This window comes from Streptomyces sp. NPDC030799, assembly GCF_055572255.1.
Window position 1 is genome coordinate 114,860 of record NZ_JBVIDS010000002.1, and the last position, 12,205, is coordinate 127,064.

A 12,205-nucleotide genomic window follows, 5' to 3' on the forward strand; every position below is an offset into this window, starting at 1 on the left:
GGCCATCCTCGTACGCGGAGGATCATCGCGTCACCCACGTGCGGGGGGATTCAGCTCTGGGCGTGGCCGGGAGGCAGCAGTGGTCCGCACTCCCACTGCTGGAAGATCAACCGGGTCTCCACCCGGGCCACCTCGCGCCGTGCCGTGAACTCGTCGAGCACCAGTCGCTGCAGATCCGCCATGTCCGCGACGGCCACATGCACCAGATAGTCGTCCGGGCCGGTCAGATGGAACACCGACCGTGCCTCCGGCAGGGCCCGGATCCGCTCCACGAACGGCCCCACGAGCTCCCGCCGGTGCGGCCGCACCTGTACCGACAGCAGCGCCTGGAGCCCGCGCCCGAGTTTGGCCGGATCGAGCCGCAGCTGATGGCCGAGGATCACGCCCGAGCGGCGCAGCCGCGTCACCCGGTCCAGGCAGGTCGACGGTGCCACGCCCACCTGCACGGCGAGATCGCGGTAGGTGGTCCGGGCGTCGTTCTGCAGCAGCCGCAGCAGATGGAGATCCACCGGATCCAGTACGACAGATTCGGCCATTGGCCGAACGTAGCACGGTGTTCGAATCCAGTGAACCGTTCGATGTTCACCCTTCCGCCCATGGACACAGCGAGCATCGGTGCCTACGACGACGTACGCACCGCATCGAGAGCCCTGGCCACAGAAGCCGTGCACGCCGGCCGCGACGATCTCGCCCGCCAGGGCCTGCACGCCCCGCCGATCGACCTGTCCACCACCTACCCCTCCCATGACAGCCGTGGTGAGGCCGCCCGCATCGACTCCTTCGCCACCGACGGCGCCGACCCGGCCGGTCCGCCGATCTACGGCCGGCTCGGCAACCCGACCGTCGCTCGCTTCGAGACCGCACTGGCCCGGCTGGAGGGCACCGAGTCCGCGGTCGCCTTCGCCAGCGGCATGGCGGCGCTCAGCGCGGTCCTGCTCGCCCGGTCCGCCCTGGGACTGCGCCATGTGGTCGCGGTACGGCCGCTGTACGGCTGCAGCGACCACCTGCTCACCGCAGGGCTGCTCGGCACCGAGGTCACCTGGACCGACCCGGCCGGGATCACCGACGCGCTGCGCCCGGACACGGGGCTCGTGATGGTCGAGTCCCCGGCCAACCCGACCCTCGCCGAACTCGACCTGCGGGCCGTCGCGCACGCCTGCGGTTCGGTGCCGTTGCTCGCCGACAACACCTTCGCCACGCCGGTGCTGCAGCGCCCGGCCGAGCACGGCGCCCGCATGGTGCTGCACAGTGCCACGAAGTACCTCGGCGGGCACGGCGATGTGCTGGCCGGAGTCGTCGCCTGCGACGAGGAGTTCGCGGGCAGACTGCGGCAGATACGGTTCGCCACCGGTGGCGTCCTGCATCCGCTGGCCGGCTATCTGCTGCTGAGGGGACTGTCCACGCTCCCGGTCCGGGTGCGGGCCGCTTCCGCGAACGCCGCCGAACTGGTCCGCCGGCTCGCCGCCGACCCGCGCGTGGCCCGCGTCCACTATCCGCGCATCGGCGGCGCGATGATCGCCTTCGAGGTGCACGGGGACCCGCACGAGGTCATCTCCCGGGTCCGGCTCGTCACCCCGGCGGTGAGCCTCGGCAGCGTCGACACGCTCATCCAGCACCCCGCCTCCATCAGCCACCGCATCGTCGACGCGGAGGATCGCAGGGGCGCCGGGGTGAGCGATCGGTTGCTGCGGCTGTCGGTGGGGCTGGAGGACGTGGACGACCTGTGGGCGGACCTCGACCAGGCGCTGGGGGAGCCCGCCCGGACGCCGGTACCGCTGCGGGAAGCGGTGCGCTGAGCGGTACCGGCCGAGCATGGGCTGCGCGGGGTTCGGCACCGCCGGACACCGCCGTCGTGGCTGAGCGCCGTTGCGGTGGATTCATGGTGCGGCCGCCCTGGTGGAGCACCCGGGGACCAACGGCCCCGCCCCGGGGCTGCCGGCCCGGCCCGGGGCGGCCGCGGCGGCCGGGTCAGTCGCGGCGGGCCGGGTCGCCGGCGTGGCGCAGGCCGGTCTCGTACGGCGGGTGCTGCGCGGCCGGTGTGGCGTTCAGGCGGGCCGTGATGACCAGCGTGCCCTCCTCGATCTGGTAGTCCAGGGGCAGCCCGAGGCCCCGCATCGCGGCGACCATGCCGGTGTTGGACGCCTGCGTCACGGCGTACACGCTCTCGCAGCCGGCCTCCACGGCCATCGCCACCAGCCGGTCGAGCAGCTCACCGCCGATGCCGCGCTGCTGCCAGTCGTCCTCGATCAGCAGCGCGACCTCGGTCTCGTCGCCGTCCCAGAGCAGATGCCCGAGGCCGACGATGCGTCCGGAGGTGGTCTGCGCGGCCAGCGTCCGGCCGAAACGGGGGCTGAGCAGGTGGTTCAGATAACGGTCCGCGTCGCCGACCGGGCCGTGGTAGCGCAACGCGAGGGTGCGCGGCGAGCACCGCTCGTGCATCGCCTTGGCGGCGGCCAGATCTCCGGTGTCGACCCGGCGGAGGGTGATGTCGTTGCCCTCCGGCAGCGTCAGCACGTCCTTGCCGCGCGGGATCCGCGGACCGAGCCGGTTGTCCAGCTCCACCAGCGCCCGGGCCCGCGCGAACTCGGTGGGCGTGAACGGCAGATACGGCCGCTCCACCGTGAGTACACCGCCCTCCGGTGCCGGCAGCCGCATCACGGTGTCCTCCAGCACGCCCTCGCCCGGCACCGGCTCCGGTCCGCGGCCACCGCCGACCGGTGCCCCGGGCAGTGAGCGGATCGTGCACCGGCCCAGCAACTGGCGCAGCGCCAGCGGCAGTTCGGCGGCGTCCAGCGCGGTGCGCGCGGCCAGACCGAGCACCCGGGTGGGGGCGTCGACCAGGTCATGGGCGTCGGCCCGCTCGATCCAGGTGGACGCGCCGCCGGCCAGCGCGACCGCCCGGGAGATCTCGGCCGCCGTCAGCGCGCCGGGCGCCCGGAGCAGGAACTCGTCCACGGTGCCGTCGGCCAGGGGGTGCGTCTGGAGGCTCAGGATGTCGACGCGCTGCTCGGCCAGCGCCGTGCACAGCGCCGCCAGTGAGCCCGGCTCGTCCTTCACCGTCGTCCGCATCCGCCACAGCGCGCCGGTGCCGGCCACGTCGTCCGCGGTGTCGTCCGGCTGCGCCGAGGGCCCGGCCGACCGCGTCTCGGCGGCCGGCCGGGCACCGGTATCACCGGCCGGAGGTGCGTGTCCGTGGTGCCGTGCCCACCAGGTGTGGAAGCCGGCCGTCGCGGCCAGCGCGAGCGCCGAGACCACCAGCAGCGCGGGACCGTCGGGGCCGTGCCCGATCAGGTTCGCCACGCCGTCGGCGACCGCGACGGCCGTGAACAGGGCGGCGAGCTCGACGAGGTCCCGCCGCCAGTGGTGCACGGGGCGTCCGTGCTTCACCCGGGTCACATTCGACATCTCTGCAGTCATGCAGCCACTGTGAAGGAAGCGTGTTGCGTGATCACGAACGGCTTGTGACCGATGAGTAAAGCATGCTCCGTCCCTTTTGTTGGATTTTCTACGGCCGGGCCGCCCCGCATCCGCCCGGCGCGCTACTGGCCGACCCGGCCCGGCTGGAGCGTCTGCGTGAACAGCACGGTGCCGTCGTACTCCCGCAGCCGGACCGTCAGCTCGCCGCTGTCGCCGTCGATGTCGACCTGTCCGAAGAACTGGTAACCCTCGGCCGGAGACACGTTGGAGGCGGTGGGCGCCTTGACGAACACCCGGTCCGGGCCGAACGTGCCGTCCAGCGCGTTGGCCGGGAAGGCACCCGCGTTGAGCGGTCCCGAGACGAACTCCCAGAACGGCTCGAAGTCCTTGAACGCGGCCCGCGACGGGTCGTAGTGCTGGGCGGAGGTGTGGTGCACGTCGGCCGTCAGCCACACCGTGCCGGTGATCCGCCGGTGCTTGATGAAGCGCAGCAGCTCGGCGATCTGCAGCTCGCGGCCGAGCGGAGCGCCCGGGTCGCCCTGCGCGACGGCCTCGAAGTCCGGCTTGCCCTCCACCGGGTCGGGCACGACGAGACCGAGCGGCATGTCGTTGGCGATCACCTTCCACACCGCACGGGACTTCGCGAGCTCCCGCTTGAGCCACTCCAGCTGCGCACGCCCGAGGATGCCCACCGGGTCCGTGGTCTGGTCGTCGGGGGAGTTCGCGTTGCGGTAGGTGCGCATGTCGAGCACGAACACGTCGAGCAGCGGACCGTGGTGGACGACCCGGTAGATCCGGCCGTCCGGGCGCTCGCCGAGGGTCGAGACCGGGAAGTACTCGGAGAACGCCTGCCGGGAGCGCAGCGCCAGGTCGTCGAGCCTGGTGCCGGGCGGGTACGGGGTGCCGGTGCCGATGACCTCGCCCGGGTACCAGTTGTTGCGGACCTCGTGGTCGTCCCACTGGATGATGTTCGGCACCTGGGAGTTGAACCGGCGCAGCGCCGCGTCCAGCAGGTTGTAGCGGAAGTTGCCCCGGTAGTCGTCCAGAGTGGTCGCGAAGTGCGACTTCTCCTCGGTGGTGACGTTCCGGTACACGCTGCCGTCGGGCAGGGTCGCGGACTGCGCGATCGGACCGTCGGCGTAGATGTTGTCGCCGCTGCACAGGAAGAAGTCCGGGTCGGCCTTCGCCATGGCGTCGAAGATGCGGTAACCGCCGATCGACTCGTTGATGCCCCAGCCCTGCCCGGCCAGATCACCGGACCACACGAACCGCACCCCCTGACGCCGCTTGGCGGGCGCGGTACGGAAGCTCCCGGTCACCGGCTCGCCGGTGGCGCGCGGGTCGTCCGGGTCGGCGAGCAGCACCCGGTAATGGATCTGCTCGCCCGACGGCAGGCCGTGCAGCCGGGTGGTACCGGTGAAGTCCGTGCCGGAGCCCAGCAGCGGGCCGTGCCATCGGCGCACCTTGCGGAACGACTCGGTGGCCGAGGTCTCCACGATCATCCGGGCCGGCCGGTCCGAACGCACCCACACCAGGCCGGAGTCGGTGGTCACATCGCCCGCCTGCACGCCCCAGCCCGCCCGGGGGCGCCCGGAGCGGGCGAACGCCGGGGCCGCGCCGGGGCCGACGGGCAGGGTGAGTGCCGCCGACGCGGCCAGGGAGCCGCGCAGAACACTGCGGCGGCCGGGGAACGGACGGTCTGACATGGCTGCGCCTCCAGAGACGGGATCCGGCCAGTGTGCGGAGCCACACCTACGGGGGCGTTGCGGCGCGCGAGGAAACACGGGGTGAACAACGGGACTTGGCGCGGAGCGGTGCGGGGCGAGCGGGGGTCATGCCCTGTCCTGCCGGACCGCGGCAGCTCTGCCACCGACGGTGGTGCGACTCCCCGGGGGCGCGGGGAACTGCGCGATCGGCCACGACGGTCCCGCAGACGACCGTGGCCCCGCACTCCGGCGGCGCTGTGACCGGCACACCGTGTTCAGCGGCTGCCGTCCAGGATGACCCGGGCGACCAGTGCCGGGTCGTCGTTCATCGGGCAGTGTCCGCAGCCGGGCAGCCGCACCAGTCGCGCGTGCGGGATCAGCTGCTTGGCCCGTACGCCCTGACGGCGGACGAGGAGCCGGTCCCGGCTGCCCCAGGCCACCGTGACCGGCAGGCCCGGCAGAGCGTCGGTGAACTGCACCGAGGCGCCCGCCCGCAGCGTCGCCTCGAATCCGGTGGCGCCCACCAGCGCGAGTGTCTCGGCGACCACGGCCTGAGGGTCGCGGCGCGCGGGACGGGCGTAGATGGTGCTGGTCAGCGCGGTACGGCCGGCCGCGGTGCGCGACAGGCGCTCCACGAGTGGCAGCGGAAGCCGCTGGGCGATGCCCCGCATCGCGAGCAGCACCGCGAAGGCGTACCGGCGCTCGGCCTGTGTCCAGAACCCGGCGGGGGAGAGCGCCGTGACGGAGCGTACGAGCTTCTCCCGGCCCAGCTCCAGGGCGAGCAGGCCGCCCAGTGAGTTGCCCGCGATGTGCGGGCGGTCCAGCTCCAGCGCCTCGAACAGGGCGCCGAGGACGGAGTTGGTGGTCGGCAGGTCGTAGGTGAGGCCGTCCGGCAGCCCCGGGGACGCGCCGAAGCCCGGCAGGTCGACGGCGATCACGTCGCGCTCGGTGGCGAGGATGTCCACGACCGGGTCCCAGGCCTGCCGGTGATGGCCGATCCCGTGCAGCAGGACCAGCGGTTCACCGTGTCCCACGCGCGCGTAGGACACGGCCACGTCCTTCGGGCCATGGGGAGTGGGGACCTTGAAGGAGACGGTGGCGGACATGGGGTGCTCCTCGTCTGGGTGCTGACGGACGCCGTAGACAGCTTGTCAGCAATTGCTACCGACCGGTAGGCCTGATCGGCGTACGACTGGCCGCCGGGTCCGTCAACCCGCCCGGCGCACCTCGATGTTGAAGTCCGCGGTCCCGAACTGCCGCATCATGGTGAGCCACAGCGGCAGATACATCTCCACCGCCCGCGCCGCGCGGATCCCGCCCAGGTCCAGCACCCGGTCCGCCGGCCACCCGAACTCCCCGAGCAGGTCCGTCACCTGCTGTTTGGCCCTGGCATCGTCGCCGCACACGAACAGGTGGTGCGCCCCCGGTACCCGCCCCGGATCCACCATTACCTGGCAGTTGACCGTGTTCAGCGCCTTCACCACGCGCGCGTGCGGAAAGGCCCGCTGGATCTGCTCGCCGACGCTGTCCGACTCCACCGGGTCCAGACGCGGCTGGCCGTCCTCGAAGGCAAGGGGATTGGAGACGTCCACCACGACCTTGCCGTCGAGGTGCTCCGCACCGGCCGCCCGCAGCGCGTCGAGCGCCACCCGGCCGCCCACCGCGTTGACGACCACCTCGCCCGCGGCGGCCGCCTCCGCGAACGTGCCCGCGCGGGCGCGCTCCGCCGCTGCCGTGGCCCACTCCAGCGCCACCGGGTTGTCCTTGACGCGGGACCCGAGGGTCACCTCGTGCCCCAGCTCCACCAGCCTGCCGCCCAGCGTGCGGCCCACCTCGCCCGTGCCCAGCACCGCGTATCGCATCGGCCACCTCCAGGTCACCGGCCGCCGACCCCCGGCGGTCCGCGGTCATTGTGATCCGGACCGGCGCCGGACGGTCCGATTCCGGGTGGACACACCCGGCGCGTGTCGGATGGGATGGACCGGTGACCGCCGACGCCGCGACGGACCTCTTCGAAACGCACCGCCCCCTGCTCATGGGGGTCGCCTACCGCATGCTCGGCCGGGTGGCCGACGCCGAGGACGTGGTCCAGGACGCCTGGCTGCGCTGGTCCCGCGCCGACCGTGCGGAGGTCCGCGAACCACGCGCCTACCTGGTGCGCATCACCACCCGCCTGGCCATCGACCGGCTGCGCCAGGTGCAGGCGCGCGGTGAGGCGTACGTCGGGCCGTGGCTGCCGGAGCCGTACCTCACCGAGTTCGGCGACGCCGCCCCGGACGCGGCGGACCATGCCCTGCTCACCGACAGCGTCTCCCTCGCCGTCCTGGTCGTCATGGAGTCGCTGTCGCCGCTGGAGCGGGCCGTCTTCGTGCTCAGGGAGGCGTTCGGCTACCCGTACGCCGAGATCGCCGCCCTGCTCGACCGCGCCGAGACGGCGGTACGGCAACTCGCCGGGCGGGCGCGCCGGCACGTGGAGGAACGGCGGCCGCGCTACGAGGTCGATCCGGCCCAGCGGCGTGAGCTGACCGAACGCTTCCTCGCCGCCGCGGGCGGCGGTGACCTGGACGAGCTCATGTCCCTGCTCGCCCCGGACGTCCGCCTGGTCGGCGACAGCGGCGGCAAGGCCAAGGCGCCGGTGCGCATCCTGCACAGCGCCGACAAGGTCGGCCGCTTCCTCATCGCCGTCGCACAGCAGCAGCTCCAGGCGGAGCCGTCGTACCGCTTCCTGGAAACCAACGGCGGGCCGGCGCTGCTGACCCTGTCCGACGGCAAGCCCGACAGTCTGGTCCAGGTGGACGTCGCCGACGGCCGCGTCACGACCGTGTACGTGGTCCGCAACCCGGACAAGCTGCGGCACCTCGCCGACCGCTGAACCCCACGCGCCCCGGAGCCCCCGTCCCGCGACGGGGGCTTCGCCGCGATGTCACACACACCGCCGCGTACGAACGCCTCATGAACGCTCCGCGGCAGGCCGCCCGAACGCCGCCCAAGGGATCGAGGATTGGTCTTGACCAAGGGTGAAGGTCGCCCTATGGTCGCAGAGAAGTGCAACAACCTTTAATAAACAAGGGCGCTAAAAACCGCCGGACCACGGCTCTTGCGGAGGACAGGGTGGGGACCACGCAGCTGGAATCGGTGCCGGAACCGAAGTACTGGCATCTCAAGACCGTGCTCACCGAGGCACTGGACTCGGAGTTCTCGGTCGGCGAGATCCTGCCCAACGAGCGCGACCTCGCCGCCCGCTTCGGCGTGGCCCGCGCCACGCTCCGCCAGGCCCTCGAACAGCTGGAGCTGGAAGGCAGGCTGCAGCGCCGCCGCGGCGTCGGTACGACCGTCGCACCCCCGCGCGTGGGCGTGGCCGTCGGCACCGAGCAGCACGCCTGGCCGGGTGCCGCCTCGGACGCCTGGCAGCCCCTCGACTGCGACCGGGCGGTGCCGCCCCCGGCCGTCGCCACGGCCCTGCAGACCGGCGCGGACGAGTCCGTCCACATCGTGCGCCGCTCCCGGATGTCCCACGGCCAGCCGGTCGCCACCGAACTGCTCTACATCCCGGCGGCCTCGGTGCCCGACCTCACCGCGATCGACGCCCCGTCCACCCCGGCACGCGCGCGTGCGGTGCTGCGCGAACTGCAGCACCTGACGCTGGAGGGCCAGGACCGCGCCGTCGAGCTGGGCTCCGCCCGCGCGGACGACGCCAAGGAGCTCGACCGTCTCCCCGGCTCGCCCGTCCTGGTCGTCACCACCCGCTTCTTCGCCGCGGGTCGCACCGCCGCCCTGTCCGTGGCGACGTACCGCGCCGACACCTGCCGGCTGACCTTCGGCGACTCACCGGACGTGGAAATACATCACGGCCCGGAACGCCAGGCTTCCTGATCCCCCCGGTAGCCCCGTAACGCCGGGTGCGACACCAAGCCGAGTGGCGCGGGGAACTGCGCGCCCCGCCACGACGGCGCCGCAGCGGCACGACCACCGCACCCGGCAGATCGCCGCGTCACGCTCAGCGCCGCGTCACCGTGCCGTCAACGGCGAAGAGCTGCTCCTCCACATGGTCCAAAGCCAGGCGCAGCGCCCCCGTGGCCACGGCCGCCTCACCCAACAGGGACAACGCCACCCGAGGCGGCCGCAGGCAATAGCGGGCCAGTTCGCGGCGCAACGGCTCCAGGACGCCGTCGAGCCCGGCCGCCCAGCCGCCGATCACGACCAGCTCCGGATCGAGCGCCAGCACCAGCGCGGCCACGTCGTGCACGAGCCGCTGGATGAACCGCTCCACGGCGGCCCGCGCCCGCTGGTCGCCCTGACGGGCCAGCGTGAACACCTCGGCGACCGCCTGCTCGTCCAGCGGGTGCAGCGGCTCGTCGGTGGTGGACAGCAGCGTCTCGGGAGTCGCCTCCCGGCCCAGCAGATGCAGTGCGCCGATCTCCCCGGCCGCCCCGCCGTAGCCGCGGTGCAGCCGGCCGCCGATCAGCGCCCCCGCCCCCGGGCTCAGCCCGGCCAGCACGAACACCACGTCGTCCGACTCGGCCGCCGCGCCCTTCCAGTGCTCGGCGACGGCCGCCGCGTTGGCGTCGTTCTCCACCAGCACCGGGCACTTGAAGGAACGGCTGAGCCGCTCACCCAGCCTCAGCCCCGTCCACTGCGGCAGCGCCGTGCCCAGCCGTACCGTGCCGTCGGCCTCCACGATGCCCGGCGTGCCCACACCCACGGCCCGCAGCGAGCCGCGTGCGACCCCGGCCCGCCGCAGCAGCTCGGCGACCGCGCCGCGCAGTCTCTCCAGCCGCTCGTCCGCCGTGGCCGTCTCGTCGACCTCCTTGGCCTGCGAGCCCAGTACCCGGCCGTCCAGGTCGGACAACAGCGCGGCGACCCGGTGCGGCCCGATCTCCAGGCCCAGCAGATGCCCCGCCTCGGCCCGGAACCGGAACCGGCGCGCGGGCCGCCCCTGACGGCGCGCCGTGCTCTCGTCGGCGGCCGTCTCCACGACCAGCCCGCCCTCGATGAGCCCTTCGACGACCCCCTCCACCGTCGGCCGGGACAGCCCGGTGACCCGGGTGATCTCGGTGAGCGTCGCGCAGTCCGCGGCACGCAGCGCGTGCAGCACCACCGCGGAATTGATCCTTCGCAGCAGCGAGGGATCGCCGCCGGTCAGCTGCGCCACCGTCCGTCCTTCCAGCTCGCGGGCGTGTTGGCCGGATCGTACTCGGCCCGGCGCACCCCGGCGAGTGCCGGGTTCCGCAGCAGCAGCGGCTCACCTCGGCTCGACGAACCCCGACTCGTACGCCACGATCACCGCCTGGGTGCGGTCGCGCGCGCCGAGCTTGGCGAGCACGGCGCTCACATGCGACTTCACCGTCTCCGTGCCCACGACCAGCCGCGCGGCGATCTCCGCGTTCGACAGCCCCCGCGCCATCAGCCGCAGCACCTCCGCCTCCCGCTCGGTCAGCCGGGCCCGCTCCAGCACGGCACGCGCCGGCCGGTCGCCGTCGCCGTACCGAGCGGCGAGACGTCGTACGGAGGCCGGGAACAGCAGCGACTCACCCTCCGCGACCAGCCGCACCGCGTGCACGATCTCGGCCGGGCGGGCCCGCTTCAGCAGAAACCCGTCGGCGCCCGCGCGCAGGGCCTCGTACACGTACTCGTCGTCCTCGAAGGTCGTCACCACGAGGATCTTCGGCGGCTCGGCCACCGTGCGCAGCACCACGCGCGTGGCCTCGATGCCGTCCAGCAACGGCATGCGGACGTCCATGGCGACGACGTCCGGGCGCAGGCGCCGCACCAGCGGGACGACCGCGGCCCCGTCGGCGGCCTCGCCCACCACCTCGATGTCGGGCTGCGCCTCCAGGACGGCCCGCAGACCCGCACGGACCAGGGGTTCGTCGTCGACAAGCAGTACGGTGACCGGCATCCGGCCAGACTAGATCAGCTGATCGGCAGCTCCGCGCGCACCTGCCAGTCGCCCTCGTCCGGGCCGGTCCGTGCGCTGCCCCCGAGCAGGGCGGCCCGCTCCCGTATGCCGCGCAGGCCGCTGCCCCGCCCGGGGCCGGGTACGGCGCCCGGCAGTGGATTGCGCACCTCCAGCGAGAGCCGGCCGCCGGTGACCGCGACGCGGACCCGCACGGGCACGGCGCCCGCGTGCCGCAGCACATTGGTGAGCGCCTCCTGCAGGATCCGGTAGCCCTCACGGGACACCGGCCCGGGTACGGCCGCCACCGGGCCCGTCACCTCGGCGTCGACCTTCGCGCCGGAGGCCCGCGCCGACTCCAGGAGCCGGCCGGCGTCGGCCAGCGTGGGGCGGGCGCTCACCGGCCGCTCGGCCTCCCGCAGCACACCCAGCACCCGCTCGAGGTCCTCCAGGGCCGCCCGCCCGGTCTCCTCGATCGCATCCAGCGCGCGGTCGGTGAACTCCGGATCGCCCGCCGCCCGCGCCGCGCCGGCCTGCACCACCGCCACCGTCAGGGCGTGCCCGATCGAGTCGTGCAGCTCGCGCGCGATGCGGGTGCGCTCCAGCAGTTGCTCGGTGCGCTCCTCCAGCGCGGCCAGCCGCTCGGCCGCGGAAGGGCCCAGAAGCCGGCGCGCGCAGACGGTGACCAGCTCGCCGAGCCCGACCACCACGCCGTACAGGGCGAGCAGCGGAAGCGGCGTCAGCAGGGCCCAGGCGCGGTGCGGCGGCAGCCCCGCCAGCAGCGGCACCCCGGACGGTGCCCGCCCCCAGGCGCACCGCGCCAGTTCGAAACCGGTGGTGAGCAGCCACACCATGCTGGACATCGCCGCCGCGCCGAGGAGCATCCGCAGCTCCAGCCAGAGCACCGTGCGCCCCCGGTCCCGCCAGGTCGCCGACGGTGCCTCGGAGATTCCCGGATCCGCCTCACCGGGCGTGAGCAGCAGCCGTGCCTGCACGCCCTCGCCCCTGCGCACCGCCGGCACGAGACCGAGCGGGACGAGCATCAGCGCGGGTATCCAGGGCGTCGACATGTCGATGAAGAGCCAGATGCTGACCGCCAGCATCGGCACCCACAGATGCAGCAGGCGCGTGTACGTCGTCCCGCGCAGCAGCGGGCGCAGGAAGCGGAGCATGCGGGCCATGACGC

At 73.3% G+C, this 12,205-nt stretch carries 11 protein-coding genes; 3 read left to right on the plus strand and 8 right to left on the minus strand.

Annotation, left to right across the window (positions count from 1 at the left end; translation table 11 throughout):
• Positions 1–50 precede the first annotated feature (50 nt).
• On the minus strand, positions 51–536 hold the full coding sequence (locus tag ACZ41I_RS04400) for an Lrp/AsnC family transcriptional regulator (RefSeq protein WP_360085500.1): 486 nt from the start codon (positions 534–536) through the stop codon (positions 51–53).
• A gap of 60 nt (positions 537–596) precedes the next feature.
• Between ACZ41I_RS04400 and ACZ41I_RS04405 the strand changes: the two genes are divergently transcribed.
• A complete protein-coding gene (locus tag ACZ41I_RS04405; protein WP_399763272.1) occupies positions 597–1,796 on the plus strand; it encodes a trans-sulfuration enzyme family protein in 1,200 nt (399 codons plus the stop codon).
• A gap of 172 nt (positions 1,797–1,968) precedes the next feature.
• Here ACZ41I_RS04405 and ACZ41I_RS04410 read toward each other — a convergent pair whose 3' ends face one another.
• From ACZ41I_RS04410 to ACZ41I_RS04425, 4 genes are all read right to left on the minus strand, one after another.
• Complete coding sequence (locus ACZ41I_RS04410; protein ID WP_468513129.1) at positions 1,969–3,417, minus strand: GNAT family N-acetyltransferase; 1,449 nt, start codon at positions 3,415–3,417, stop codon at positions 1,969–1,971.
• Positions 3,418–3,539: 122 nt separating this feature from the next.
• Positions 3,540–5,123, minus strand: coding sequence for an alkaline phosphatase D family protein (locus ACZ41I_RS04415; protein WP_468513130.1), 1,584 nt, complete (start codon positions 5,121–5,123; stop codon positions 3,540–3,542).
• A 275-nt stretch (positions 5,124–5,398) separates the two neighbouring features.
• A complete protein-coding gene (locus tag ACZ41I_RS04420; RefSeq protein ID WP_468513131.1) occupies positions 5,399–6,229 on the minus strand; it encodes an alpha/beta fold hydrolase in 831 nt (276 codons plus the stop codon).
• A 102-nt stretch (positions 6,230–6,331) separates the two neighbouring features.
• Positions 6,332–6,985, minus strand: coding sequence for an NADPH-dependent F420 reductase (locus tag ACZ41I_RS04425; protein ID WP_399763264.1), 654 nt, complete (start codon positions 6,983–6,985; stop codon positions 6,332–6,334).
• A gap of 122 nt (positions 6,986–7,107) precedes the next feature.
• On the opposite strand from ACZ41I_RS04425, the gene ACZ41I_RS04430 reads away from it, so the two are divergent.
• Complete coding sequence (locus tag ACZ41I_RS04430; RefSeq protein WP_468513132.1) at positions 7,108–7,995, plus strand: RNA polymerase sigma-70 factor; 888 nt, start codon at positions 7,108–7,110, stop codon at positions 7,993–7,995.
• A 239-nt stretch (positions 7,996–8,234) separates the two neighbouring features.
• Entirely contained in the window at positions 8,235–8,996 is a 762-nt protein-coding gene (locus ACZ41I_RS04435; protein WP_468513133.1) for a GntR family transcriptional regulator, read from the plus strand.
• 124 nt (positions 8,997–9,120) lie between these two features.
• On the opposite strand, the gene ACZ41I_RS04440 is transcribed toward ACZ41I_RS04435, so the two are convergent.
• The 3 genes from ACZ41I_RS04440 to ACZ41I_RS04450 form a co-directional block, all read right to left on the minus strand.
• Positions 9,121–10,275, minus strand: a complete 1,155-nt coding sequence (locus ACZ41I_RS04440; protein WP_363217768.1) for an ROK family transcriptional regulator — start codon at positions 10,273–10,275, stop codon at positions 9,121–9,123.
• Between the two features lie 90 nt (positions 10,276–10,365).
• Positions 10,366–11,022, minus strand: coding sequence for a response regulator transcription factor (locus ACZ41I_RS04445; RefSeq protein WP_363217769.1), 657 nt, complete (start codon positions 11,020–11,022; stop codon positions 10,366–10,368).
• Positions 11,023–11,036: 14 nt separating this feature from the next.
• Positions 11,037–12,191 carry a sensor histidine kinase gene (locus tag ACZ41I_RS04450; RefSeq protein WP_468513423.1) on the minus strand — a complete coding sequence of 385 codons (1,155 nt, stop codon included), beginning with the start codon at positions 12,189–12,191 and terminating at the stop codon, positions 11,037–11,039.
• Between the last annotated feature and the right edge of the window lie 14 nt (positions 12,192–12,205).

Bases quoted from the DNA above. Each gene is read 5' to 3' on its own strand.
- ACZ41I_RS04415 (WP_468513130.1), bottom strand. From the start codon at position 5,123: ATGTCAGACCGTCCGTTCCCCGGCCGCCGCAGTGTTCTGCGCGGCTCC.
- ACZ41I_RS04420 (WP_468513131.1), bottom strand. From the start codon at position 6,229: ATGTCCGCCACCGTCTCCTTCAAGGTCCCCACTCCCCATGGCCCGAAG.
- ACZ41I_RS04405 (WP_399763272.1), top strand. From the start codon at position 597: ATGGACACAGCGAGCATCGGTGCCTACGACGACGTACGCACCGCATCG.
- ACZ41I_RS04425 (WP_399763264.1), bottom strand. From the start codon at position 6,985: ATGCGATACGCGGTGCTGGGCACGGGCGAGGTGGGCCGCACGCTGGGC.
- ACZ41I_RS04410 (WP_468513129.1), bottom strand. From the start codon at position 3,417: ATGACTGCAGAGATGTCGAATGTGACCCGGGTGAAGCACGGACGCCCC.
- ACZ41I_RS04400 (WP_360085500.1), bottom strand. From the start codon at position 536: ATGGCCGAATCTGTCGTACTGGATCCGGTGGATCTCCATCTGCTGCGG.
- ACZ41I_RS04450 (WP_468513423.1), bottom strand. From the start codon at position 12,191: ATGCTCCGCTTCCTGCGCCCGCTGCTGCGCGGGACGACGTACACGCGC.
- ACZ41I_RS04445 (WP_363217769.1), bottom strand. From the start codon at position 11,022: ATGCCGGTCACCGTACTGCTTGTCGACGACGAACCCCTGGTCCGTGCG.